The 25,032-nt window shown below is 52.2% G+C and carries 21 protein-coding genes and 2 pseudogenes; 15 read left to right on the top strand and 8 right to left on the bottom strand.

Going from position 1 to position 25,032, the window contains the following annotated elements:
• The first annotated feature begins 123 nt into the window (after positions 1-123).
• The gene (locus tag FD09_RS04775) at positions 124-1,125 is read left to right on the top strand and encodes a matrixin family metalloprotease (RefSeq protein WP_057818869.1); all 1,002 of its coding nucleotides are present in this window, start codon (positions 124-126) and stop codon (positions 1,123-1,125) included.
• Between the two features lie 140 nt (positions 1,126-1,265).
• Positions 1,266-1,514 carry a P8 family protein gene (locus tag FD09_RS04770; protein WP_057818867.1) on the top strand — a complete coding sequence of 83 codons (249 nt, stop codon included), beginning with the start codon at positions 1,266-1,268 and terminating at the stop codon, positions 1,512-1,514.
• 416 nt (positions 1,515-1,930) lie between these two features.
• On the opposite strand, the pseudogene pyk reads toward FD09_RS04770, so the two are convergent.
• From pyk to FD09_RS04755, 3 genes and pseudogenes are all read right to left on the bottom strand, one after another.
• A pseudogene (pyk, locus tag FD09_RS04765) lies at positions 1,931-3,361 on the bottom strand (pyruvate kinase); the annotation flags it as partial.
• 96 nt (positions 3,362-3,457) lie between these two features.
• Positions 3,458-4,081: a hypothetical protein gene (locus FD09_RS04760; RefSeq protein ID WP_057818864.1), complete on the bottom strand. Its 624-nt coding sequence runs from the start codon at positions 4,079-4,081 to the stop codon at positions 3,458-3,460.
• 90 nt (positions 4,082-4,171) lie between these two features.
• Positions 4,172-5,479, bottom strand: a complete 1,308-nt coding sequence (locus tag FD09_RS04755) for a hypothetical protein (RefSeq protein WP_057818861.1) — start codon at positions 5,477-5,479, stop codon at positions 4,172-4,174.
• A 111-nt stretch (positions 5,480-5,590) separates the two neighbouring features.
• Here FD09_RS04755 and FD09_RS04750 point away from each other — a divergent pair, with 111 nt between their 5' ends.
• From FD09_RS04750 to purD, 12 genes are all read left to right on the top strand, one after another.
• The gene (locus tag FD09_RS04750; protein ID WP_057818860.1) at positions 5,591-6,571 is read left to right on the top strand and encodes an ROK family protein; all 981 of its coding nucleotides are present in this window, start codon (positions 5,591-5,593) and stop codon (positions 6,569-6,571) included.
• A gap of 836 nt (positions 6,572-7,407) precedes the next feature.
• Entirely contained in the window at positions 7,408-7,896 is a 489-nt protein-coding gene (gene purE / locus FD09_RS04745; protein WP_057818858.1) for a 5-(carboxyamino)imidazole ribonucleotide mutase, read from the top strand.
• Positions 7,889-9,022, top strand: a complete 1,134-nt coding sequence (gene purK, locus FD09_RS04740; RefSeq protein WP_083487538.1) for a 5-(carboxyamino)imidazole ribonucleotide synthase — start codon at positions 7,889-7,891, stop codon at positions 9,020-9,022. Before purE ends, purK begins: the two co-directional genes overlap by 8 nt.
• The gene (locus FD09_RS04735) at positions 9,015-9,731 is read left to right on the top strand and encodes a phosphoribosylaminoimidazolesuccinocarboxamide synthase (RefSeq protein ID WP_057818854.1); all 717 of its coding nucleotides are present in this window, start codon (positions 9,015-9,017) and stop codon (positions 9,729-9,731) included. Before purK ends, FD09_RS04735 begins: the two co-directional genes overlap by 8 nt.
• 2 nt (positions 9,732-9,733) lie before the next feature.
• Positions 9,734-9,997 carry a phosphoribosylformylglycinamidine synthase subunit PurS gene (gene purS, locus FD09_RS04730; RefSeq protein WP_057818852.1) on the top strand — a complete coding sequence of 88 codons (264 nt, stop codon included), beginning with the start codon at positions 9,734-9,736 and terminating at the stop codon, positions 9,995-9,997.
• On the top strand, positions 9,997-10,683 hold the full coding sequence (purQ, locus tag FD09_RS04725) for a phosphoribosylformylglycinamidine synthase subunit PurQ (protein WP_057818850.1): 687 nt from the start codon (positions 9,997-9,999) through the stop codon (positions 10,681-10,683). The genes purS and purQ overlap by 1 nt, the downstream gene beginning before the upstream one ends.
• Entirely contained in the window at positions 10,670-12,880 is a 2,211-nt protein-coding gene (purL, locus tag FD09_RS04720) for a phosphoribosylformylglycinamidine synthase subunit PurL (RefSeq protein WP_057818848.1), read from the top strand. The genes purQ and purL overlap by 14 nt, the downstream gene beginning before the upstream one ends.
• Positions 12,865-14,319, top strand: coding sequence for an amidophosphoribosyltransferase (gene purF / locus FD09_RS04715; RefSeq protein WP_057818846.1), 1,455 nt, complete (start codon positions 12,865-12,867; stop codon positions 14,317-14,319). The genes purL and purF overlap by 16 nt, the downstream gene beginning before the upstream one ends.
• On the top strand, positions 14,316-15,284 hold the full coding sequence (purM, locus tag FD09_RS04710; protein ID WP_057818844.1) for a phosphoribosylformylglycinamidine cyclo-ligase: 969 nt from the start codon (positions 14,316-14,318) through the stop codon (positions 15,282-15,284). The genes purF and purM overlap by 4 nt, the downstream gene beginning before the upstream one ends.
• Positions 15,284-15,853 (top strand): phosphoribosylglycinamide formyltransferase, encoded by a 570-nt coding sequence (purN, locus tag FD09_RS04705; protein WP_057818842.1) that lies wholly within the window; start codon positions 15,284-15,286, stop codon positions 15,851-15,853. The genes purM and purN overlap by 1 nt, the downstream gene beginning before the upstream one ends.
• Position 15,854: 1 nt before the next feature.
• Positions 15,855-17,381 carry a bifunctional phosphoribosylaminoimidazolecarboxamide formyltransferase/IMP cyclohydrolase gene (gene purH / locus FD09_RS04700; RefSeq protein ID WP_057818840.1) on the top strand — a complete coding sequence of 509 codons (1,527 nt, stop codon included), beginning with the start codon at positions 15,855-15,857 and terminating at the stop codon, positions 17,379-17,381.
• A gap of 18 nt (positions 17,382-17,399) precedes the next feature.
• Positions 17,400-18,653 carry a phosphoribosylamine--glycine ligase gene (purD, locus tag FD09_RS04695; protein ID WP_057818838.1) on the top strand — a complete coding sequence of 418 codons (1,254 nt, stop codon included), beginning with the start codon at positions 17,400-17,402 and terminating at the stop codon, positions 18,651-18,653.
• A 3-nt stretch (positions 18,654-18,656) separates the two neighbouring features.
• Here purD and FD09_RS17005 read toward each other — a convergent pair.
• Both FD09_RS17005 and FD09_RS04690 read right to left on the bottom strand, forming a co-directional pair.
• Positions 18,657-18,888 (bottom strand): annotated as a pseudogene (locus FD09_RS17005) (hypothetical protein).
• 59 nt (positions 18,889-18,947) lie between these two features.
• Positions 18,948-20,759, bottom strand: coding sequence for a glycerophosphoryl diester phosphodiesterase membrane domain-containing protein (locus tag FD09_RS04690; RefSeq protein WP_057818836.1), 1,812 nt, complete (start codon positions 20,757-20,759; stop codon positions 18,948-18,950).
• Positions 20,760-20,889: 130 nt separating this feature from the next.
• Between FD09_RS04690 and FD09_RS04685 the strand changes: the two genes are divergently transcribed.
• A complete protein-coding gene (locus FD09_RS04685; protein ID WP_057818834.1) occupies positions 20,890-21,687 on the top strand; it encodes an alpha/beta hydrolase fold domain-containing protein in 798 nt (265 codons plus the stop codon).
• A gap of 68 nt (positions 21,688-21,755) precedes the next feature.
• Here FD09_RS04685 and FD09_RS04680 read toward each other — a convergent pair whose 3' ends face one another.
• Genes FD09_RS04680 through FD09_RS04670 form a run of 3 tightly spaced genes read right to left on the bottom strand, consistent with a single transcriptional unit; the run spans position 21,756 to position 24,732 of the window.
• Positions 21,756-22,118 carry a YxeA family protein gene (locus tag FD09_RS04680; RefSeq protein WP_057818832.1) on the bottom strand — a complete coding sequence of 121 codons (363 nt, stop codon included), beginning with the start codon at positions 22,116-22,118 and terminating at the stop codon, positions 21,756-21,758.
• A gap of 2 nt (positions 22,119-22,120) precedes the next feature.
• Positions 22,121-23,965, bottom strand: a complete 1,845-nt coding sequence (locus FD09_RS04675) for an FtsX-like permease family protein (protein WP_057818830.1) — start codon at positions 23,963-23,965, stop codon at positions 22,121-22,123.
• 14 nt (positions 23,966-23,979) lie between these two features.
• Complete coding sequence (locus FD09_RS04670) at positions 23,980-24,732, bottom strand: ABC transporter ATP-binding protein (RefSeq protein WP_057818828.1); 753 nt, start codon at positions 24,730-24,732, stop codon at positions 23,980-23,982.
• Positions 24,733-25,032: the final 300 nt, after the last annotated feature.

Raw genomic sequence — 25,032 nt, 5'->3', positions numbered from 1 at the left:
ACACTTGCACTAACGTAATCATAACGCGATTTGTAAGTTTCTACACGTTTTGAGCTCACTGATTGCATTTGCCGGTTAGACTCGTTAAGCTGGTGACAAATACCCGAAAGGACGATGGCCAACATGCGCTATATCTGGCGTTTCTTCACTTTCTTGTTTCAGTTAGCAATCGTTGCTGGCCTACTGCTCCTGATGCTATTTGGCATTCGCAAGTGGCAAACTTACGACCAGGTACACCGGGTCAGTCAAATGATCTCTCAAGAACAAAACACCAGCGCCAGTGCACCCAAAAACTGGGATACATTGGAAGATTGGTGGTTGGTCAACGCAAATGGGCAGTTAATCTATAATACCAAAGCGTTGCCGCAATATCAAAACGAGGTAGCTCAAGCGGTCTCCTGGTGGAATAAAGCGGCGGGGAAACAGATCATCATTCCGCAAACGACCCAGACCATTGCGGACGTGTACTTTGCACCGGTGCGCAGTGAGTACCTCTCCTTCTCTGGCCTAGCTAGTAATAACCATAAGATTTTGTTTAACGAAACCGCGCAAAAAAATAATACAAATAACGCAGATGTGGTCAACATCTTCATCCACGAGTTGGGTCACGCGCTCGGGCTGGCCCACGCTCCGCAAAGCTATAATGATGTGATGTCCCCATCCCAAATCGCTTCCGGCGCTGTGCGCCAAGTTTCCCAGTACGATCGGGACGCGCTTACTTCTGCATTGAATCGAATCAATAAAGTTCGCAGCCAAAGTGTCTCCGCTGCGGCCTATGTCACGATTGCCGGGCAGCAGCCGGTCACCGCGGCCAGTTTGACCAACCTGAGCGATCCAATTCAAAATGCCCGCCAACCCTTGGCAGATGTCTTACAGCAAACAATTACCAAGGCGACTAATGCGGATAACGATCAAACCACGACGATTGATACAGCTAAACAGTATCTGCAGAAGTTGAAATATGACGCTGATGCCAATAATACGACGATCCACGCTGCCGAAAACGCATTGCGAGCGTTAATCGTGGCTAATAAGCAAGAGAAGTACTTCCCATTTGCTTTTTCGAATAGTGACACCCCTACCCAGCACAATGACGATTTGAATAACATTTTAGGGAACGATTAGTATTTGGCAGCGTTCTTTTCAAGCAATTTATCAAAGGTTTTCGGAAAATTGATCCTTTTCAAGTGTTTTGTCGTGCCAGCGGCGACCGAATGCATTACAATAGAGTTGTATCAAGTAAGAAAACAATGGAGGTATGAATTATGGCAGCAGTTGAAGATGGAACAGCAGGCGATCCTAAAGACATCGAAATGACGAGCATGCTGGACAAAAAGATGAACGAAGAGTTCGACTGGAGCGACAGCACGTTGCCGATTCGCGATGCATTGTGGGATTACTACATGGAAAAGAACAATCATAGCACTGACAAGACTGAGAAGGACATGGAACCCACTTTGAACATGTCTGACGATGACGTTAAGGCACTTGCTACGAAGTTGCTGAAGAAGTAAAGTTTGCCGTGTCAATATCATGGCGCCAGCAACGCTGATTATGAAAAGCACCGCGGGAATCCGCGGTGCTTTTTGTTGTAGCCAGAGGGCGGAGCGCCCCGGGTAGGCCCCGACCGCTAAGAACGGCCTGGGCATAAATCCCCCGGTCTTGGGGATTTTGACCAGGACGGGCTTAGCGCGAGGGGCCTGGGGCGCGGAGCCCGTTTCTGGAGGCTATGGTAAAGATTCCCCCCAGCCGTGCCAATGCTGCGCAAGCTACGGTGGGCTGGGGCTCAGCTTGCTCCACATTAGCACTACTTCCAGCAAACCCAAAAATAATGATTTTTTCCGCCGCAACCAAAAAGCAGGCCAGAATCCCCAAAACCGAATTCCAGTCTGCTTCACGTTTTTCTACCTGATAATGACTAGCTCAATTACTCCTCGCCGATCTCCATCACGTACATATTATTCGTATGGTGCGAACGGCCAAACGGTACGCCGAGGGTGATGACCATGCGGTCGCCCTTCTTAACGATATTTTCGCTCATCGCTACTTTTTCAGCGATCGCGTAGATCTCGTTAATATTTTCAGTGTCGTCAATCACGATGGGCTTAGTCCCCCAAGTGAGGATCAATGAATCAGCTACTTCTTGAGTGAAAGTCAACGCGATCAACGGAATGTTCGGGCGGAACCGGGAGATGCTGCGGGCAGTGAAGCCGTTGGCAGTCACAGCAACAATGGCTTTGGCACCAACGCGTTCTGCTGCGCTTACGACAGAGTAGCCTAAAGTGTCCGTGATACTGTCGTTGGCGTTGAATACATCCATGACGACTGAGTGTTGTGGTAAATCATCGTCAGAAGCCTCATCAATTTTGGCCATAGCGGTCACAGCTTCCACTGGATACTTACCATTGGCACTCTCACCAGACAACATGGTGGCGTCGGTACCGTCATACACTGAGTTAGCCACGTCAGCCACTTCAGCACGCGTTGGCCGCGGGTTCTCTTGCATCGAGTTCAACATCTGAGTAGCGGTGATAACCGGTTTGTGGGCCAGGTTGGCCTTGCGAATTAAAGACTTCTGAACTTTGGGTACTTCTTCGAAAGGAATTTCGACACCCATATCGCCCCGGGCAACCATTAAACCGTCGGCTACTTTCAAAATAGCATCGGCGTTGTCAATTCCTTCTTGGGATTCGATCTTCGGAATAATCATCACGTGGGGATTGGGGCCGGCATCCACGAGATCGCGAATATCTTTAACGTCGCTGGGCTTGCGCACGAAACTAGCGGAAATATAATTGAAGCCTTGTTGCAGACCCCATGTAATATCGTCGCGGTCTTTGTCGGTTAGGCCAGGCAAGTTAATGGCGACACCCGGTGCGTTGACACCCTTTTTACCGCCTAAGTCGCCTGCGTTTTCGACTACTGTCACCAGTTCCCGCTTGCTGTCGTCTTTTTCCAAGATCTTCATATCCAGCAAACCGTCATCAAACAATACGTGGCCGCCAACATGAACATCATCATACAAACCAGGATAACTGACCCCGATCAATTCTTTGCTGGTCCAAATGCTGGCATCCATACCGATGCGAACTTTGTCGCCCACAGCGAAATGAATTTTGCCATCTTCGTGGACATCTGAACTGCGGATTTCAGCACCCTTCGTGTCCAACATCAGGCCAACCCGTTTGCCAGTGACTGACATGGCTTCCTTAGCCTTCTTCACCCGGCCAAGTTGTTCTTCATGATCGCCGTGGGAAAAGTTGAAGCGGAAAATATCTGCCCCAGCATTGATCAGTTGCACCATGATGTCCGTGGTATTCGCCGCCGGACCGACTGTTGAAACAATTTTAGTTCTTCGCATTTAATCTCTAAACTCCTTCACTCGAATCAAATTATTTGAAAAGTGACACACAAACTTAGTATACGGGAAAACGGTTACCACGACAATATGTGCCGATTAATTTCGAGCAATTGGATAATCCGTATCCCCCTGGTCAGTGGCATTGACAGGAATCCGGACCAAAGTCCGCACTTGCTCTGCTGACGTGGTCAGGATGTTGTCTAAATAGACTTCTCGATGACCTTCAACGGTGCGCTTCATGTCATGGGCGGCCATGAATGTGGCCAGCGTATCCCATACTGGGTTGTCCGCCGTGACAGGTCCTTGCGTGAGTAATTGGACTTCAGTGCCTTCTGCCAACCGGCGATAGGCGACTTGCTTCGCCGCCCCGGTGGCGTCATGATCGGCCTGTTGCGCTTGGGTGAGTAATTCTGGCTCAGTAAAATTCGGCTGCTTAATCAGTAATGTGTACTGACCATTGGGTGCAATGTAGACACTCAATGGATACGGCACATAATCCCGATACCACGAAAGAGCCTGACTGTGCGCGGCGAGTTGATGAATGTCTTCCGCATACCGATACATTGCTATCGCAGCATCCTTGAATTCCGGGTTGGTTAATGTCGCCGGTCCAGCACCGTTAAACACGAGATAGTTGCGTGTTGTTAAAATGACGAGCGATGGTGTATCCCCCAAGTTGTACTCTGTTTGTTCAACCTCGCGATAATCAAATCGATCCATGAATTGGTCACTCCTTTTCAAAATTGACAAAGCTTTTTCTGCCTGCATTATATCCGGGAGTGACTAAAAATGGTGGCATAACGCTCATATCTATGGTGCGACGATTTCACCATATGTCGCAAAGCCTAATTTGCCCGGTTGGTCCGGGACGGAGACTAGTGGCGCCGCCTGGCCTGTCTGCCAATCATTTAACCAGTCAATCGTGGTGGCTAATCGTTGTTTTAAGCCGCCAAACCGGCTGTCCATCGTGTGCCAGCCGAATGTTGTCCGTTCCTGCCGCCACATTTGCCAGTATGCATCGTGCAATTCATCCAGCTGGTCGGCCAATACCGTCAGCTCACTGATGACCCCGGTCATTTCATCATGATCGTCATTGCGGTATGCATCAGTGAGTGCCTGCAGCACGTGGGCTTTGCGACTTAAATAGAGAGCCAGCTGATGGTAATAAGTGTACATTGGCCGGGTTTGCTGAGTCGTGACGGCGCTAGCGAGCTTATCCGCTAATACACGATAATGTTTTTCGGCATCGACACCGCCAAATTGGTGCCAGAATCGGGGATAGAGCCAATCCATGTAAAATAAAATCTTGCTGGGATTGCTGCCCTCTCGATTGGCTTTACCCCGCCGCTTGAAGTTGTCAAATTGATCCAGCGCCAAGAAACCATCGGCATCCTCATGCTGCATCAACCAAAACTGGGCGGCCACCCATTGTGGGGCCACCACAGTTTGATAGTGGTACTCTGCCACCATCTGCAGGCCCCATGCTAATGTTACCGCCGGGGTTTCTGCACCTTCCGAAAACAACGCTGCCGCCCACATGTCTTGGTCCCCTGCTGGCGTCGTCGCGGTCAAGTGCAATCGGCCTTGGTTAGGCGCCAAACCGCGATTTGTATAAAGCGGCACCACCGCACCGATCAGTGGTGAAGTCGCGTCTTCCCGCTTCCATGCGGTCACGGTGAACTGTAACCCTAACAAATGGGCATAGTGCTCTGCTGTCGCATAGTCCGTCCCCGGCATCGTGGCCACCAGCATCTGGTCATATCCGAGCATTGCTGCCCGCCGCAATAATTGCCGCAGCGCCGCGTCGTTTAAGCGGGCCGCCCCATGCTGATCCAGGAACAATCCCAGTTTCGCCGCCGGGGCCTTTTCCTGATAATCAAAATGTAATTCGTTTTGCGCGTGGGCAAGCCATTCAGTCAGTCCCCGCAAAAGTGTGGCCGCCGAAGAATACTGAATTGTGCCCGTGTCCGCCGCCCGGGAAATTCGTAGTCCGTCATTGCCCTGCGCCACGGTCAATTGCACCGCTGCCGTCGAAGTAACCGTTAAATCCCACTCCGCGGCCAATAAATCCACTGCGGTTTGGGCAGAAGACGGGATGCCATTTACTGCTAATTTCACTCTGCGCCACCTCCGCCAATAGTATAACGTACATACTCGCATTTCCGTGCCGAGGATGGTATCTTGATTAGTGTAAGCGTTCACGATATTGACTGAAAGAAGGATTCATTCATGGCTCAAAATGTATTTGTGGGGATTGATTTAGGTGGAACCAACGCTAAGGTGGCATTGTTTGACGACAATATGGTCGAGATTGGCGAAAAACGAGCACCCAGCCAGGCGACCGAAACGGCTGATGTCATTTTGAACAATTTACTGACCATTTTGGACGATCTGTTGACGGAAAAGAATCTGACTCGGAAAAACTTGACCGCTTTAGGAATTGGGGTACCCGGGTTAATGAATGTGCGTGCAGGGGTTTCCCATTATTTAGCAAACTTCCCCCAATGGCGAGACGTACCCGTGGTGCGCTGGTTTGAAAATCAACTGAGTATTCCCGTGGTATTGGATAATGATGTGCGGATGAATACCTATGGCGAATGGGCTAAGGGTGCGGCTAAAGGTGTCCAAAACGCCATTTTACTCACGCTGGGGACCGGCGTAGGCGCTGGCATTATCCTAGAAGGCCACATGCTTTACGGCACCACCGATAGTGCTGGCGAACTAGGCCATATGACGATTGATGACCATGGCCGCCCCTGTAATTGCGGCAACATTGGCTGCTGGGAACGTTACGTCTCAGCAACGGGATTAATTCAAACAGCCCAGGAAGCGCTGGTGGATGCACCGGATAGTTTGATGGGCCGATGGCAAAAAGCAGGCGAGCCATTGACCGGTAAAATGGTCTCCGATGCTTACGACCAGGGCGATGCTGTCGCCCACGCCGTTATGGCGCAAACCGGTGAATGGCTGGGTGCTGGTTTAGTGTCGATCATCAACGTATTTAATCCAGAAAAAATTATCATCGGCGGCGGGATGTCTGCCGCTGGCGACAGAATTTTAGTGCCTGCGCAAAAATATATTACTGCACATGCACTAGACCAACCACGCCAGGCCGTGCAAATTGTCCAAGCTGAATTGGGCGATCAGGCGGGTATGGTCGGGGCTGCAGCGCGGGGCCGCCAGAAGTGGGCAGATGCCCGTCAGTCGTGAGGTTAATCACAGATTGATTCCTTCAAATTTTTACTGTTTTATCGTCACAAAGTCTTCACACTTTCTGAGTAATATAAAATTGTCGAAAGGTAATACCTTTCCCCCAAACATTCTTTCTTTTCATGATTTTTCTTCTTTCCATTTTCCGCCATACATACTGTCCTCTCCCCAGGCAGCGGCGGAAAAATCGTACCACAGCGACCTCCCCTCGCTGTGGTATTTTTTTGTAGAGGGCGCAGCGCCCCGGGTAGGCCCCGACCGCTAAGAACGGCCTGGGCATAAATCCCCCGGTCTTGGGGATTTTGACCAGGACGGGCTTAGCGCGAGGGGCCTGGGGCGCGGAGCCCGTTTACGGAGGCTATAGTAAAGACGTCCACCCCACCCGTGCAATTGCTCCGCATTAGCACTAGATTTTCTCCACTTCTTACTTCTAGGCAACCTCACCACCCACAATTTGATCCACGTCAAAAATATTTTTATTCGCCAATATTCACCCGCTAATTCCGAACAATACCCATTGTTCGGAATTTTTTTATGGCAACAAATGAGTAGTCTGCCACCGACACCCTGTTCTTGTTCGGATTTTGTCCATCCGCTCAGTTTCATTGAAAACAATTGATATCAAGAATTTAATTTCCTCTCGCACTAATTATCAACAGGTTCGAATATAGTTCGGTGTTATCGTTCGGGAATATCTGCAGGCGTTTGTGAGAAGAAGATTAACACCAAAAAACACGTACGTTCTATAATTTTATCTATTTATAGTTAAGAATTTAGTTGTGCTCCCCCGGGCGTCATGCTAGACTGAATCCAATTCTTCTGATAGGGAGGTCCACATGGTAAAAGTTGCAGTCGTCATGGGTTCAGTCTCCGACTGGCCCACGTTAAAAGAAACATGTGCAGTGCTCCGGCAGCTGGAAATACCCTACACCACACAGGTGATTTCAGCGCATCGGATGCCAACAGAGATGCAGAAATTTGCCCAGGGTGTGCGGGCGGCGGGTTATTCCGTGATCATTGCAGGAGCGGGCGGCGCGGCGCATTTGCCGGGAATGTTGGCGGCCAACACGACGCTGCCGGTGATCGGTATTCCTGTCCAGACGCATGCATTGAACGGGATGGATTCTTTATTATCCATCGTCCAAATGCCCACGGGCGTGCCTGTTGCGACAGTAGCTATCGGTCATGCTGGGGCGGCCAACGCCGCGCTGCTGGCCGCTGAGATGCTGGGAATTCAAACACCAGCCATCGCGCAAAACTTAGCCGCTTATCGAAAAAAGCAGCACGACGCAGCTGTAGAAAGTGGGGTACAACTCGTTGAGTAAGTTATTGTTACCGCCAGCCACAATCGGAATCGTTGGTGGCGGCCAGCTGGGCCAAATGATGGCACTAGCGGCTAAGGCCATGGGTTATCGACTCATCGTCTTGGATCCGACGCCCCATGCACCCGCGGGTCAAGTCGCAGACGAGCAGATTGTTGCTGCCTATGATGATACAGAGGCCCTGTTACAGTTGGCCAAAGCCAGTGACGTGCTGACCTACGAGTTTGAGAATGTTGATCTCAACACTCTGCAACAAGCCCGACAGTTCGCCGCATTGCCCCAAGGCACCCAACTCTTAGCCATTTCCCGGGACCGAATTCGAGAGAAAACTTTTCTGGAAGACAACAGCTTACCGGTGACCCCTTTTGCCTCCGTGCCCACGGCCGCCGCGCTGCATGATGCCCTCGGCAAAATTGGCTATCCGGCCATTTTGAAGACCACCACCGGCGGTTACGACGGTCATGGGCAGCAAGACCTCAACTCCCCGGCAGACATCCCCGCCGCCTTGGCATTAGTCGACCAAACGCCTTGCATTCTAGAAAAGCGGCAGCATTTTACTCGGGAGCTATCGATTATGGTCACCCGGGATGGCGCAGGGACGGTCCGTTGCTTCCCAGTAGTGGAAAACCACCACGCCGCCCATATTTTGCACACCACGCTGGCGCCGGCGCCACGGCTTAATGACGGTAAGGTTCGGGCGATTGAAGGAATGGCTGCGAAGATTGCCAACGAATTGTCTTTGGCCGGTGTGTTGGGGATCGAATTATTTGATACTCCCGCCGGAATTTTAATCAACGAACTGGCACCCCGTCCCCACAATTCTGGTCATTACTCCATTGAAGCTTGCAACATTTCCCAGTTTGAAGCCCATATTCGCAGTATCTGCGGGTTGCCCATTCCGCCGATTCACCAACGCCGTAACGCGGTGATGCGCAATTTGCTGGGGGCCGACTTGACCACTGCGAAACACCTTTGGCCCAGCCATCCCGAATGGCATTTCCACGATTATGGCAAAGCTGAAATTCGACCTGGCCGCAAGATGGGCCATATCACCGTCGTCGCGGAAGAACGGCAATCCTTATCGACACTGCAACAATTGATTACTTGGAAGGAAGTTCATCATGACTGAAGCCACTCTCATTTATACCGGCAAAGCAAAACAACTATTGACCACTGACGATCCCGCTGTTTTAAAGGTTGTTTATCTCGATCAAGCCACCGCCCTGAACGGCAAGAAGAAGGTCGCCATCCGCGGTAAAGGCCCAGTTAACTGTGAAATCTCCACCTTGTTGTTCAAAACGGTCGCCGCAGCGGGGATCCCCACCCATTATGTAGCCACGCCCAACGACCACACCATGTTAGTCAAAAAATGCACGATGATCCCGTTGGAAGTGGTTTTCCGCAACTTTGCTTCCGGTCATTTTGAAAGTAAATTTCAAATCGACCATCTGCGGCCATTGACTCCCGCCGTACACGAATACTATTTCAAGTCGGACACACTGAATGATCCCTTCATCAACAACGACCAAATTCAAGCACTGGATATCGCCGACGCCGGCACGTTGAACGAATTACAGACTTATACGGATCAATTAAACGTCATTTTAACCGCCCGGTTTGCGGCTGCTGACATTCAATTAGTGGATGGCAAATTTGAGTTTGGCCGGTTGCCCAGTGGTGAATTGGTTCTGGCGGATGAATTATCTCCGGACAACTTCCGCCTGGTAGATATCCAGACCAAAGAATCCCTCGACAAGGATATTTTTCGCAAAGACGAAGGCCCATTGGTACCGGTGTATGAAGAAGTGCTGCGACGATTACAAGAGAGTGAGGCGTAACCATGTTTAAAGCTAAAATTTACGTGAACTACAAGCCGTCCGTGCTGGACCCTCAAGCGGAGGCTGTGAAAACTGCCCTCTCGCGCATGGGCCACGACAATGTGACCCATGTACTCTATGGCAAATATTTTGAACTCACGCTCACCAGCACCGACAAAGCCAGCGCCCAAGCAGAAGTGGAAACAATCTGTGATCGGTTGCTGGCCAATGTGAACATGGAAACGTACCGCTTCACCCTCGTTCCTGTACCAGTGGAGGTGGACTAATGCGGGCAGCGGTGATTACCTTCCCCGGTTCCAATTGCGACGAAGATTTGCAATGGGCATTGACTGAGATTAGCGGTATTCCAGCAGATCTTGTGGCGGCCACCGCCACCACATTAACCGGATACGACGCCGTCTTCCTGCCTGGCGGGTTCTCCTATGGAGATTACTTACGCAGTGGGGCCATTGCCCGCTTTTCACCGATCATGACCGCCGTCAAAAAGTTCGCCGCCGCGGGCGGGTTCGTCGTTGGCATCTGTAATGGCTTTCAGATCTTGACGGAAGCTGGTTTACTGCCGGGAACCTTACAGTGGAACACGTCTCTGCATTTCATCTGTGCCCCTGCACCGTTAGAGATCGTCAATTCTGACACCCCTTTTACCAACGCTTACCCGGCTGGCACCACCATCACCCTGCCGATTGCCCATGGTCAAGGCAACTATTATGCCGACCCGGCCACACTGGTGGCATTGGAAACCAATCACCAAATCATCTTCCGGTACACGGATAATCCCAATGGCAGTGTCCACGATATCGCCGGTATCACAAACGCGGCCGGTAATGTGCTGGGTATGATGCCCCACCCGGAACGGGCGATGGAGACGTTACTGGGCAGTACCGACGGTCGCGGTGTTTTTCAATCCTTAATTCACACCATGGAAGGAGCCGGCAGCAATGTTGCAAACTGAGTTGAGCCCGGAACAAATTCAAACCACTAAGCCTTACCGCCAATGGGATATGAGCGACGCCGAATACGATCGTTTCACTGCCCTCATCGGTCATCTGCCGACTTTTACCGAGGTCGGATTAGCCAGTGGCATGTGGAGCGAGCACTGTGCCTATAAATACAGTAAACCGGTTCTGCGGCAGTTTTGGACCAAGAACGAAAATGTCTTGATGGGTCCTGGCGAAGGCGCTGGCGTGATCCGCATCGGTGATGGCCTGGCCGTCGTGTTTAAGGCGGAAAGCCACAACCACCCCTCTGCCGTGGAGCCCTATGAAGGGGCCGCCACTGGCGTTGGGGGTATCATTCGGGATATCTTTTCCATCGGCGCTAAGCCTATTGCGATCCTCGATTCGCTGCGCTTCGGCGAATTAACCGACCCGCGCACGCGCCAATTACTGGATCAAATTGTCGCCGGGATCGCCGGTTACGGCAACGCCATCGGTATTCCCACAGTGGGCGGCGAAACAGCCTTCGATAATGCTTATGCCCGCAATCCCCTGGTCAACGCCATGTGCGTCGGGATCATGCGGGAGGACCAGCTGCAAAAAGGCCGCGCGGCCGGAATCGGTAATGCCATTCTCTATGTGGGCGCCAAGACGGGGCGCGACGGAATCAATGGGGCTTCTTTTGCCTCTGGAACTTTCTCAGATACAGAAGATGCCGATCGAGCGGCAGTCCAGGTCGGTGATCCCTTCATGGAAAAACTGTTGACCGATGCTTGTCTGAAAGTCACGAATGAACATCAAGACGCGCTGGTCGGGATGCAGGACATGGGCGCTGCCGGGCTGGTATCTTCCAGCGCCGAAATGGCCGCTAAAGCAGACAGCGGCATGGCCTTAAACTTGGATTTGGTCCCGCAGCGGGAACCGGACATGACGCCGTTTGAGATTATGCTCTCGGAATCCCAGGAACGGATGCTGTTGTGTATTGCCGAAGGACACGAACAGGAAATCATCGATATTTTTGCCGGCTACGGATTGGACGCTGTCGTGATTGGCCGGGTCACTCCCGGCCACGCCTACCAGTTGACCCATCACGGAGCCACGGTCTGCGATATCCCGGTGTCTGCTTTAACCACCGACGCGCCCGTGTATCACCAGCAATCCACCATGCCGGTGCGCCTAATTGCCCCGGCGGATGATTTCCAACCGGTCATCACCGATATGAATGCCGCCTGGATTGAACTCATGAACCAACCGACCATGGCGAGTAAAGCCAGCCTTTATCAGCGTTATGACGCCCAGGTGCAAACCAATACAGTGGTCTTACCCGGCAGCGATGCCGCAGTCCTGCGGATCAAGGGGACCAAGCGGGCCTTGGCCTTGACCACGGACAGCAATGGCCGCTACATTTACTTGGATCCTTACCAAGGCGGAGCGATGACTGTCGCCGAAGCCGCTCGGAACTTAGTGGCCAGCGGCGCCACCCCACTGGGCATCACCGACTGTCTCAATTACGGCGATTCCACCAAACCGGAAGTCTTCTTCGAACTAGAAGAGTCTGCTAAAGGAATGACAGCGGCGACTAAAGTATTCAATACCCCTGTCATTTCAGGCAATGTCTCCCTCTACAACGAAACCAACGGGACCCCCATTTATCCCACTCCGATGGTGGGGATGGTCGGACTGATCGAGGACTGCAGTACGATTACCACCCAAGAATTCAAACAAGCGGATGATTTGGTGTACGTGGTGGGCCAAACCCGCCCCGATTTCAATGGTTCAGAAATTCAAAAAATGATTACGGGATCGATCGGTGGTCGATTAGCCCCGATTGATTTACATGTGGAAAAAGCTCATCACGATTTAGTTTTAGCCGCCATTCGAACCCATTTGGTCACCGCCGCCCACGATCTGAGCGAAGGTGGGCTCTTGGCCGCGCTTGCAGAAATGGGTCTGCCAAAGTACATTGGCGCCGAATTACAGGTGGATATTCCCACTAGTTGGCTGTTTGCCGAAACTCCGGGCCGTTTCTTAATCACCGTGCGGCCGGAGCATCAAGCCGCTTTTGACGACATCATGGGTGATTCCGCTCGACTGCTCGGCCGCACCGTGGCGGCGCCACAATTTACGATTCAGGCCCCGAATCGGACCTTCACCACGACCATCGCCGCATTAGAAAAAAGTTGGGAGGACGGAATTCCATGCCGCATGAAATAAAGGAACTCAATGAAGAATGCGGTTTGTTCGGTGTATGGGGCGACCCCAACGCCGTCCCCATTACCCATCTCGGTCTGCATACCCTCCAGCATCGGGGACAAGAAGGCGCCGGTATTGTCGGTCTAACGCGAACCGGATTACGGCGCCACTATGGCCTAGGCCTGCTCAGCGAAGTATTTGCCAAGCCCGCCGATTTGGCCGAGATTGCCGGGAATGCGGCTCTAGGCCATGTCCGCTACGCCACGGCTGGTGGCCGGTTATTGGAAAACATTCAACCGCTGCTTTTTCGCTTCAGTACCGAAGCAATGGCGCTGGCCCACAATGGCAATTTAACCAATGCTTTGACTTTGCGCCGACAATTAGAAGACACCGGCGCCATTTTCCATACCACCAGTGATACCGAAGTGCTCATGCATTTGCTGCGCCGCTCGCCTCAACCCGGTTTCATCGGCCAACTCAAAGAGGCATTGAACCAAGTCCATGGCGGCTTTGCCTTTCTCTTACTCACAGAAACCGGCCTATATGCGGCTGTGGATCCCAATGGTTTCCGCCCACTGGTCCTCGGTAGACTGCCTGACGGTGGCGTGGTGATTTGCAGTGAGACCGCCGCCCTGGATGCGGTAGGCGCCAAATTTGTCCGAGACATCGAACCCGGTGAACTGGTCAGCGTTACCGCTGCCGGCGTTCATACGGAGCAATACACCACCCATACCCAGTTGAGTGTCTGTGCCATGGAATTTATCTATTTTGCCCGGCCCGATTCGCAGATTCATGGCGTTAACGTGCACCAAGCTCGGGTCGCCATGGGCCGCCGATTAGCCCAGGAGCAACCCGCCGATGCCGATATCGTCGTGGGGGTGCCGAATTCATCCCTGTCTGCCGCCATGGGATATGCCCGGGAAAGCGGAATTCCCTATGATCTCGGCTTGGTCAAAAGCCAATATGTGGCGCGCACCTTCATCCAACCGACCCAAGCACTGCGGGAGTTAGCCGTGAAGCGCAAGCTGAGCGCTGTCCGGGCCGTTGTCGAAGGAAAGTCCATCGCCTTGATTGATGACTCCATTGTCCGGGGCACCACTTCCATGCAACTGGTGAAGCTGTTGCGGGCAGCCGGTGCCAAAGCGGTGCATTTGCGGATTGCTTCGCCGCCGTTGCGGTTCCCTTGTTTCTACGGGATTGATATCCAGTCCACCCATGAACTGATGGCTGCCAATCATAGCGTGGCCGAAATGCGGGCAATGCTCGGGGTGGATTCGCTGGGCTTCTTATCCACCCAAGCCCTGGAAGAAAGCATTGACCTAGATCCCAGCGCTCCCCACCACGGCTTGTGTACCGCCTATTTTACTGGAGATTATCCCACGCCGTTATATGATTACGCGGCGACACTGCATAAGGAACTTGCTCAGTTAACGATGAATGTATCGGAGGTTTCGGCATGAGTATCGATTATCGTCAAGCAGGCGTCGACATCGTGGCAGGAGAAGAAACTGTCCGTGCCCTCGCCCCCTTGGCTGCCAGCACCTATGACGAACACGTGCGTACCGGCGTGGGCAGCTTTGCGGCAGCATATGCCTGGCCCAAAGACCCAGCTCAATTACTAGTCAGTGCCACTGATGGCGTGGGGACGAAGTTGCTCGTGGCCTTGGCCCAGCAAAAATTAGACACCATCGGCATTGATTTGGTCGCCATGATTGCCAACGACTTGCTCACCACCGGTGCCCAGCCATTGTTTTTCCTAGACTATCTGGCCGTGGACACCCTGCGGCCGACGGAAGCCACTGATATTTTGAAAGGGATCGTGGCCGGCTGCCGCCAAGCCCACCTGGCTTTGATTGGTGGGGAAACTGCAGAAATGCCGGGGATTTATCCGGCCAACCACTTTGACCTGGCCGGTTTCGGCGTCGGCCAAGTGGCGGCGGCAGCCCAATTGCCGCAGCACATCCAGTCCGGTGATGTCCTCTTGGGACTGCCCAGCAGCGGGTTGCACAGCAACGGCTACTCCTTGGTGCGCCAAGTCCTGCCCATTACAGATCCCGCACTGCTTATCCCGACCCGGATCTATGAATCCGTCGTCCGGCCACTTTTGGACCAGCAACTGCTCCATGGTTTGGCCCACATCACCGGCGGCGGCCTGGTCGAAAATGTCCCGCGGATGCTGCCGACAGATTTAGCCGCGCGGATCGATCCCGATCGCTGGACCTGGCCAACTATCTTCACTCGACTGCAGCAAACCGGTGACATTTCCCTCGCTGCCATGCGCCAGACCTTCAATTTAGGTATCGGCATGGTACTCGCGGCGGCGGCCGACCAAGTCACCGCGATTCAAGCGGTCTGCCCAGAGGTCATCACCATCGGCCAAGTTCTTCCCCGACGGAACGACGCATTGGAATGGGGGCCGTTGTAGTGAAACAAATCGCCGTTTTTGCTTCCGGCAATGGCACCAACTTTGCGGCGCTAGCCGATTACTTTGCCGATCCAACGCGTCAAGTGGAAATTGTGCGCCTGATTTGTGATCAACCAGGTGCCCCTGTGCTGGCCAAAGCCGCCGCGCGGCACATTACCACCCATGTGGTGGGTTATCGCCAATGCGGCAGCAAAAAAGCCGCGGAGGAAAACATTCTCGCCGCTTTACCCCCGGTGGACCTGATCGTTCTCGCTGGCTTCATGCGGATCATCGGTCCCACTTTATTGACCGCCTTTCCCCACAAAATCATCAATTTGCACCCGGCCCTACTGCCCGCTTTCCCCGGTCGCACCGGTATTGCTGATGCCTATGTCTACGGGGTGAAGGTGACTGGGGTCACCGTCCATTACGTGGACGCTGGCATTGATACCGGTGAAATCATTGCCCAAGAACCAGTCCGAATTCTGCCGGGAATGACTTTACCCGTGCTAGAAACCGCGATTCACCGGACCGAACACCAACTCTTACCTGCCACTATTGAACGCCTCATCGAAGAAGGAGCGATTTAAATTGCGTCGTGCATTGTTAAGCGTATCGGATAAATCAGGATTAGTGGAATTTGCTCAAGGATTAATTGACCAGGGCTTCATGTTGATCACCACTGGCGGCACGCGCCAAGCTTTGACCGCCGCCGGTGTGCCCAGCACGGAGGTCAGTGATGTGACCGGTTTCCCAGAAATGCTGGATGGCCGGGTCAAGACCCTGCATCCGGCCGTGCACGCCGGGATTTTAGCCCGCCGGGATTTGCCCAGCCATATGCAAGCTTTAGCCCATCACCATCTCGCCCCCATCGACCTGGTGTGCATCAATTTATATCCCTTCGCAGACACAATTAAGAAGCCCAATGTTACGCGGGCGGAAGCCATCGAACAAATCGATATCGGCGGTCCCACCGCACTACGGGCAGCCGCCAAGAATAGTGACAGCGTCTGGGCCGTGGTGGATCCGGCCGATTATGACACCGTATTAACGGCCTTAGCCGAAGACGATACCGATTATCGGCGGGCACTCGCAGCTAAAGTATTTCGCACCACCACCGCCTACGATGCTCAAATTGCCCACTATTTAACAGCTGATCCTTTCCCTGAACAATTCACGACCACTTATACGAAGAAGCAAAGCCTGCGGTACGGCGAAAACAGCCATCAAAAAGCCGCCTTCTATGCTGCCCCGGATGCCCCCGCAGATTCCTTGGTCAATGCCCGCCAATTGCACGGTAAGGAACTGTCCTATAACAACATCAAGGATGCGGATGCGGCATTACGCATGCTCGCTGAATATCCAGACGAACCCACGGTGGTCGCCGTGAAGCACATGAATCCTTGCGGCATTGGCCAAGGCACCACCATTGAAGAGGCGTGGGACCGAGCCTATGCCGCGGATTCCATGTCCATCTTTGGCGGTATCATTGCCCTCAATCGCCCAGTGGATGCAGCCACCGCCGAGAAGATGCACAAGCTGTTCTTGGAAATTATTATGGCCCCAGCGTATGACGATGACGCATTGCGGATTCTGGAAAAGAAAAAGAATGTCCGGGTACTCACGATCAATTTGCCAGAGCATACGGCGACACCCCGTTACGAAACAGTATCCGTCACCGGTGGTTTGTTGGTCCAAGAAAGCGACAACCGGCTAGAAGACGCTGATGATCTGACTGTCGTCACCGAAACTACACCGACAGACGCACAAATCGCAGATTTATTGTTTGCCCAAAGCGTGGTGAAACATGTCAAGAGCAACGCCATCGTGGTGGCTAAAAAAGGCCAGACATTGGGCATTGGCGCGGGTCAAATGAACCGGATCGGCTCTGTCGTCATCGCCTTGGAAGAAGCTCAGCAAAATGAACAGTTTGCCGGTGCCGTTTTGGCTTCCGACGCATTCTTCCCGATGGAAGACTGCGTCGATTACGCTGCCAAGCACGGTATTCGCGCCATCATTCAACCCGGCGGCAGTATCCGCGACAAAGATTCCGTGGCCAAAGCCAATGAATACGGCATTGCCATGGTCACCACCGGCGTCCGCCACTTCCGTCACTAATAAGGAGCAGGAATCGTCATGACGAAAATCTTAATTGTGGGTAACGGCGGCCGGGAAAGTGCCTTGGGTTTAAAGTTTTTACAATCGGCGCAAGTGGATACTGTATATGTCGCCCCCGGCAACGCCGGCATGCCCAAATTGGGTTTGCAGCCGGTCGCCATCAAACTGGATGACTTTGCCGGGTTAATTACCTTTGCTCAGGCCCACACAGTCGCTTTGACGTTCATCGGTCCGGAAGTGCCACTGGCCGCGGGCATCGTGGATGCGTTTGAAGCGGCCGGTCAACCGGTGTTTGGCCCGACCCAAGCCGCCGCCCAGTTAGAAGCCAGCAAGGCCTTTGCGAAAGACTTCATGCACCGCCATGGTCTTCCCACTGCAAAAAGCCAAACTATTCATTCTTTAGCCGCTGGCCAAGCTGTCCTCCAAGAATGGGGCATCCCGCTCGTCTTTAAGGCCAATGGTCTGGCCGCTGGGAAAGGCGTCATCGTCGCCATGACGAACGCGGATGCTGAAGCAGCAGTGGCTGCGTTGTATGCGCGAGATGCTGGTGCCACAGTTGTGGTGGAGGAATACTTGGTCGGTGAAGAAGCGTCACTGCTCGCCCTGTATCATCACGGGACCTATGTTGCGTTACCCTTGGCCCAGGACCACAAACGCCGCTTCGATCACGGCGCAGGTCCCAACACCGGCGGCATGGGCGCCATTGCCCCTGCGCCGCAATTCTCAGCGGACCAAAAAGAGGCCGCCCGCCACTTGCTCGTACAAACCATCGCGGGCATGAACAATGATGGCTTGGCCGGTTGCGGCGTCCTCTATATGGGGCTGATGTTTACGGCAGATGGACCGAAAATTCTAGAATATAACCTCCGCTTTGGCGATCCCGAAACCCAGGTCTTGCTGCCGCAGATTCAAAATGACTTTTATCAACTGCTGGTCGACTTGTTGGCCGATCGCCCAACACCTCTGCAGCTGAACGGCCGGACGTATGTCGGCATCGTCGCCGCGCATCCGGAATATCCGGGCGGCGCGATGAATCCCTTGCCGCTGGCGGAGTTACCCAGCAATTGGCCTATTGAGCGCTGGCTCCCGGCTGGGGTGAGCGAACAGGACGATCGGCTATACTCCCACGGCGGCCGAATCTTCACCGTCATCGGCAGCGGTGCCGATCTTCCGAGTGCACAAGCCGATGCCTATGCGGCCATGGCCCAAGTCCAGGGACCTCTGGCCATCCGCCAAGACATTGGTGATAAAGCATTGACCCGCTCTAAATAGGCGTTAGTATTTTTTGCACACAAATAGGGATTGGAACAAAACGTCGTCTCTGACCGCCGTGCCAAAGCTGCGCAATCTCCGGGAAAATGGGGCTGGAACGCTGTGACGGCGCTTTGAGCCCGCTGAGGAACGCGGTCTCAAAGTCGCCTAACCGCATATAAACTTGCCCAGGACCGGGGCAAGTTTATTGCGGTTTCCACAGCTGAGCCCCATTTTCCCTCCGATTGCTCCGCATTGGCACTGGTTGCGTCAGGGTCAGACACTGTTCCAATCCCTATTTGTGTTTGTCCTTTTCTAATTTTCAGTGCCGTTTAGGCTGTCCCAATTGAACTGGTTGCCGTATACCCGCAACCGGGCGGCGTAGCTGGGATGGTCTTCTTGGCTTTTGATCGTATCCTGTAAATCATGCAGATTATCCGTGATGATGCCGTCGGCGCCGATGAAGATCATTTCTTCCATTGTATCGGGATTATCCACGGTCCATGCCCAGACTTCTTTCCCCTGATCTTGGGCTTGATCGACAAAGTCCGCGCCTAGAGTAGTGTACTCCATCGTGTAAGCGTCGGCTTTGGTCTCAGGAAACACCAGATCGTAAGGAAGAATGAAGCTGGCATATAGTTTGGGTTTTTGCGCTTTAATGGCCGCAATGACCCGGTAATCTAAAGAATGAACGCGGTTATGATCCTTGATCAAGCGGTTGCCGTACTGTTTGATAAAATCATTCACTGCGTTCGGTGAATCGTGGGGCGTGGTCTTCACTTCTACGAGTAACTTCTGATGCAGCTTTTCAGCAGCGGCTAAATAGTCATCAAAACTGGCGACTGGGGCGGCGTGGTCATTTTCTTTCGCCGTTAATTTCGTCGCTTGGGCTAATGTTAACTGACGGGGTGTCTTATTCACACCGGTCAATGCGTCGTAGTTTTCGTCGTGCATCACGACCCACTGACCATCTTTGGTTTCGTGGATATCCATCTCAACATAATCCGGTTTCTCTTTTGCCGTAGTCTGCAGGGCAGGAATCGTGTTTTGCACGCCGTTGTGATCATCGACGCCCCGGTGAGAAATCGTGATGGGTGAGTAGTCAAAACCACCGGCCATGTAAACGGCGTTGTATACCAGGTAGATGCCGGCAGCGAAGATAATGACCAAAGCGGCCACGACCCGTGGCCACCGCTTGCGTTTCTTACGTTCTTTGACACTGATCGGTGCCGGCGCGGCCTTAATAACGGTATCTGGTGACACCAACAACAGATAATAGAGCGTGGTCGCCAGTGCAGTGATAAATAACCCGCTCACTTGCAAAGTGGCCATCGTCGCAATTGAACCCACATAGGCGAAGGTGGGCTGGGAATTATCCAAATAGGATTGGAGAAGAATAAGTCCTTCTGTCCACAAAGTTTGTACGACCGTGACTACCGCTGTGAGCCAAGTGATCCGCCAGAAGTAGAACCAGAAGTGTTTCCTTGTTTCTTGCCAACTATTATGCATTGCTTCGCCAGCACTTTGATCATCAAGAATCATGTACGGCAAGACCCGAATCAAGCGAATGCCCACATACAGCATGGCTAAGTAAAACATCCCAATTAAGAAACCATATAACGCATTCTCGTTCAGAAAATCTAAAATAAATTGCGGAATGCGTACCTTGTTCAACAAGGGGGAATTGATAATGCCACCCGCAAAAGGAATCACCAGGATAAAGTAGAAAACGAAGAAAAGGACGGTGGTCGGCCGAATGCGGCGCAAATCCCGCAAAGCCTCGCCGAAGACTGCCCGTAAGTTTTGCTGGCGTTGTTGGACTACGTTTTCAACCCCAATCAAAATCATCGCAAACTGGGCATAGACCAATAACAGCAGCAAAAAGAATAACAGCAGCAAAGCCACTGCGCCCCAGGTATGCTGCGTGATAATTTGGCCCAAATTATTGTATGACACATATGGAATACCGCTGGCCCCCAAGAGTGCTTGGGTCACATTGTGCAGTACGGGGACGATGATCAGACTAATGGCCTCGCCCACCACAAAGCTTAAAATAAAATAACTGCCCCAATGCCGGAAAAATTCCCGCAGCGCTTGTCCTGTATACCGAATGCTACGAAGTCCCATCTGTCATTCCCCCAAAATCATAACGTCACTCGCTATTATGCCACAATGCCCTGGCGTAAGCATATTTGACGCACTTTCAGCAAAAGGGACGTATAATAACCGCGCAATGTAAAAGAGGAGATGGGATTTTATGACTGATGTGCAAGTAACAAAAGACGTGATTTATGATACGGTCCATCAACAACCCACCGATATTTATACCAGTGAAGCAGTCACTGAGAAGTCACCCGCAATCATTATTATCCATGGCGGTGGTTGGTTCCGCGGGGATAAGTCTAAGGAAAACGACTTGGCCGAAATTCTGGCCGCCAAGGGCTATTTCACGATTGTACCCAATTACCGGTTGGCCCCCAAGGATCTCTTCCCGGCGTCCCGGGACGACATCGAGTCTGTGTTCACCTGGCTGAAGAATAGTGCGTATCCTTTCGATCATAGTAAAATTGCAGCGGTCGGGGCCAGTGCAGGCGGTAATTTATCCGTGGAATTGGCCTTGAAGTTTGGCATCCCGGCAGTATCCTGGTCCGGCATCTTTGATTTGTATGATTGGGTCAGCAAGCACCCCGACGTGGTCGCTGAACCGGACACCAAGCAAGACGCCACCAAACTGGCCAGTGCCCAGATCGATCAGGACGGTGCCCATGATGCTTTTTACAAGTGGTTCGTGCTGAACTACGTGGACGGTAACATGGATCAACTGAAAGAGGCCGATCCGATTCAACGGGTGAGCCGCCATTCAGGTCCGATTTACTTTGCGAATTCATTGAATGAACTGGTACCCATTAGCGGTGTGCAAAAAATGCAGGCAGAATTGAGTGCCGCGGGAATTGCCTCTATTGCTCAATTTATTCCAGGTAGTCGACACGGCAAAGCCTATCAAGCGGATGTGTTGAATAATACATTGGACTTCTTCACCAAGAATCTGCAGTAAGTCGTCATGACAAAAACAGCGGTCAACCCAGAATTCTGGGTTGACCGCTGTTTTTGTTGATCGTTTCGTTAAGGCAATTTAGCGGCTGCCTTGGCGGGGATCTCTTTTGGTTGGACTTGTTCCCAACTCAAAATGACATCGCGCGTCGGGTTGTAGGACACTTTGAGATAAGCATTGCGCTTTAAAGGTGTACTCCGATTGGAATTGAAAGTCACCTCGCGTTGCTTGCCTTCGCTATTCACCGCGGGCAAATCGTAATCATAAGACACTTGATATGTCTTGGGTGCGTCGCTGTCGATCACCCGCTTGCCACCGGTGGTGATCTTGACGTAGTAATCTTCACCTGTGTAGTTCTGGTGATACCACCACCCGCCGCCGATGGCCAATAGTGCGAAGATACCCAGTAATACCAAACCCACTTTTTTTAACATTTTTACTCCCCCCGTTGAAACTCCTCTGACTTCCCGCTGTGGAGCACAATACCGCTATACAGCTGGACGGTCAGGAAGTAATACAGCACATACAACACTAAGAAAATCAAGAATGGCAGCCAGATGTTGTGATACGGCTGCGGCAACAGTGAAGTGACCTTGAACATTTGCAACCCGAACAGAACGTGAATCACACCGAGGATACCGGGTAAGACGAACAATGTGCCAATCTCTTGGCGAATGGACTTCTTCAGTAAACTGCGGCGCGTCCCGATTTTTTCGAGCATCTGGTAACGCAGCGCGTCGCTGGCGGCGCCGGATAGGATCTTGAACATCAAGCAGGACGCCAGCATCGCCAGAAAAGCAATGCCCAAGAACAAGCCCATGAATTCAAAACCGGACATCATCGTATTGTATAGTGCGTAAACACTATACTTTTGATTCATCGACATGTTGGCGTTGGTGCTGCCCTCTTGTTTTTGGTCCGCAGCGACTAATGGTTTCAATTTATCCTTGATCGCCATGAAGTCTTTGGTGATATACAACTGAGTCGAATGGACAGTGCCGTTCACTTTAGCATAATCAGCTGCGTTCACGACGGTGATTGTTTGGTATGGTGCCTTTTGTGTTACTAAATCGGCCAATGTCTGCGTGTGGCCAGTGGGGTCTTTCAGCATCTCTGCTTCCCCGTAAGTCACTTTCTTGACCCCATAAGAACCGTCGGCGCGTTGTTGCGGCTGATTCTCTTTGAATGGTGCACGGTTAAAGTCAGAAGCTAGGAAATACACATTTTTGCCAGCGACCTTGTACTGATATGTACTGACACTGATTGGTGACAGCGCGTCGGCCTGCTTCTGGCTGGCTGTTGTGGGATCATGCAGCATCAAATCATAGGGTGAGATCTGTTCCGCCATGGTCTGAATGGTATCGTGGAAACCCAGCCCAACGGTAATTGCACCCAAGGCCAGAGCAAAGACGATCGACACCATGGAGAGCAAACGGGTGAAGTCCCGAATTCGAAAGCTTAACTGCCCCAAGGTGAAGCTGTGCAGTTCCTTGGTCCGGAAACGCTCATTGCGCCGCAACAACTGAATAATCATTAAGAAGAACGCATCAAACACGAAATATGAGCCTAAAACAATGGTCACCAGAGCGATGCCTAACCCAAACAATTGCAGCGTGTTGAGTTGAGCCATGCTCCAATAACCCACAGCCAAAAGGATCAGTCCACCGGCCACTTCAATCCCCCAAAGCACCGGATTGCGTTTGAACCGTGTCGGTGTTTTGGCTTGATTTAACAAATTCAGCACGGGTGTTTTTACCAATTTGCCAGCATTGTAGATGGCCGCAAAGGCAAACAATACCAGGAAGAAAACCGCTGTGACCAGCGCAGCCGAGGTGCTCCAGGGTGAGAAGTGGGTAATGGCAATATCCATCTGCTTCACCAGTACCTGACTGATGATGCTGGTTAACCCAACACCGACGGCACTCCCGACAACTGTCGAAATTACTCCGACTGCCACGGTTTCAATGAATATCAACTGGGCAATTTTGCTGGATTTCGCCCCCAGCATCATAAACATCGCGTATGTCCGCTGACGCATCGTGAGCAGAAACGAGTTGGCGTAAAGAATATACACTAAGGTGATGATTCCCAGCAGTACAGAGCCAAAATAGAAAATGAACACGATCATCCCCAGGGTGCTATTGGCCTTCAAAAATTCTGGATTGCTGGCGAGCGACTGGAACATGTAGAAAATAGCCGCGGAGATCGTGAGACCGGAGAAAAGAACGATGTAATCTTTGAGTCGGCTTTTAATACCGCCCAAGGCAAGTTTCCAAAGCATTGATGTTCTCCCTCCTAGTCTTCAAATGTCCCAAGTTCGTCCAGAATCTGGTGATAAAAAGTGGTCCGATCCTGATCCTTGCGCTTCAATTCCTGGCCAATCACCCCATCTTTGATGAACAGAATCCGCTGACAGTAGCTGGCGGAGAAAGGATCATGGGTGACCAGCAGGATGGAGACCCCATCGTTCTTGTTCAAAGTCGTCATGGTATCCAGCAGTTCGCGGGCGCTGTGTGAATCCAAGGCGCCAGTGGGTTCATCGGCAAATAGAATGGCCGGCTGTGTCACCAAGGCCCGGGCCGCGGCAACCCGCTGCTTTTGACCGCCAGAGATCTCAGTCGGATATTGATCCAAGATTTCAGTGATCGATAACTTCTCCGCGATGCTTTCGACTTGCGGGGCGATCTTTTTTGCACTGACCCCTTGCAAGGATAACGGTAACGCAATATTTTCCCGAGACGTAAGGTTCTCTAACAGATTGAAGTCTTGGAAAATGAAGCCGACTTCGCGGGAACGGAAGTCGGAAAGTTTATTACCTTTTAAGCCGGTAACATCTTGGTTGTTGATTTTGACATCGCCAGCGGTGGGCTTGTCTAAGGTAGATAATATGTTTAAGAGAGTTGATTTACCCGATCCAGACGCCCCCATGATGCCGATGAATTCTCCAGCTTGAACGTTGAAACTGACATCTTTGAGCGCCGTTGTTTGTTTTTCATTGGCCTTCCCGTACACTTTGCGGACTTTGTTCACTGTTACGACATTTGCCATAATTATGATTCCCACTTTCCAGAATTGAATATATTTTCCTGTGTTGCTTGACGTTTTCTAGTGTAGCAACGAAATAGATGGCGTGCGCTAACGATTCTGTCACAGAGGGCGGAGCGCCCCGATTAGAAGCGTAGAGATAAGGGCCAGCAGGCAAAAACCTAAGTGCGGGTTTTCTGCCTGCTGGCCCTTATCTCCTAGCTTCTGGGGCGCGGAGCCCGTTTGCAGCGGGCGCGCACTTAGGTTTTACGCCCTGCCGCCCTTATCCCCTAGCTTCTGCTCGGCTTTGCCCGTTTCGGAGAA

This window comes from Schleiferilactobacillus perolens DSM 12744 (assembly GCF_001435585.1).
GTDB classification, from domain to species: domain Bacteria; phylum Bacillota; class Bacilli; order Lactobacillales; family Lactobacillaceae; genus Schleiferilactobacillus; species Schleiferilactobacillus perolens.
The sequence above is the reverse complement of the archived record's forward strand: the minus strand, read 5'-3'. Positions and strand labels throughout refer to the sequence as shown.

Excerpts from the sequence above, each read along its gene's own strand:
- FD09_RS04775 (WP_057818869.1), top strand. The coding sequence starts at position 124 with ATGCGCTATATCTGGCGTTTCTTCACTTTCTTGTTTCAGTTAGCAATC.
- FD09_RS04770 (WP_057818867.1), top strand. The coding sequence starts at position 1,266 with ATGGCAGCAGTTGAAGATGGAACAGCAGGCGATCCTAAAGACATCGAA.
- FD09_RS04760 (WP_057818864.1), bottom strand. The coding sequence starts at position 4,081 with ATGGATCGATTTGATTATCGCGAGGTTGAACAAACAGAGTACAACTTG.
- FD09_RS04750 (WP_057818860.1), top strand. The coding sequence starts at position 5,591 with ATGGCTCAAAATGTATTTGTGGGGATTGATTTAGGTGGAACCAACGCT.
- purE (WP_057818858.1), top strand. The coding sequence starts at position 7,408 with ATGGTAAAAGTTGCAGTCGTCATGGGTTCAGTCTCCGACTGGCCCACG.
- FD09_RS04735 (WP_057818854.1), top strand. The coding sequence starts at position 9,015 with ATGACTGAAGCCACTCTCATTTATACCGGCAAAGCAAAACAACTATTG.
- purS (WP_057818852.1), top strand. The coding sequence starts at position 9,734 with ATGTTTAAAGCTAAAATTTACGTGAACTACAAGCCGTCCGTGCTGGAC.
- purQ (WP_057818850.1), top strand. The coding sequence starts at position 9,997 with ATGCGGGCAGCGGTGATTACCTTCCCCGGTTCCAATTGCGACGAAGAT.
- purL (WP_057818848.1), top strand. The coding sequence starts at position 10,670 with ATGTTGCAAACTGAGTTGAGCCCGGAACAAATTCAAACCACTAAGCCT.
- purF (WP_057818846.1), top strand. The coding sequence starts at position 12,865 with ATGCCGCATGAAATAAAGGAACTCAATGAAGAATGCGGTTTGTTCGGT.
- purM (WP_057818844.1), top strand. The coding sequence starts at position 14,316 with ATGAGTATCGATTATCGTCAAGCAGGCGTCGACATCGTGGCAGGAGAA.
- purD (WP_057818838.1), top strand. The coding sequence starts at position 17,400 with ATGACGAAAATCTTAATTGTGGGTAACGGCGGCCGGGAAAGTGCCTTG.
- FD09_RS04690 (WP_057818836.1), bottom strand. The coding sequence starts at position 20,759 with ATGGGACTTCGTAGCATTCGGTATACAGGACAAGCGCTGCGGGAATTT.
- FD09_RS04685 (WP_057818834.1), top strand. The coding sequence starts at position 20,890 with ATGACTGATGTGCAAGTAACAAAAGACGTGATTTATGATACGGTCCAT.
- FD09_RS04680 (WP_057818832.1), bottom strand. The coding sequence starts at position 22,118 with ATGTTAAAAAAAGTGGGTTTGGTATTACTGGGTATCTTCGCACTATTG.
- FD09_RS04675 (WP_057818830.1), bottom strand. The coding sequence starts at position 23,965 with ATGCTTTGGAAACTTGCCTTGGGCGGTATTAAAAGCCGACTCAAAGAT.
- FD09_RS04670 (WP_057818828.1), bottom strand. The coding sequence starts at position 24,732 with ATGGCAAATGTCGTAACAGTGAACAAAGTCCGCAAAGTGTACGGGAAG.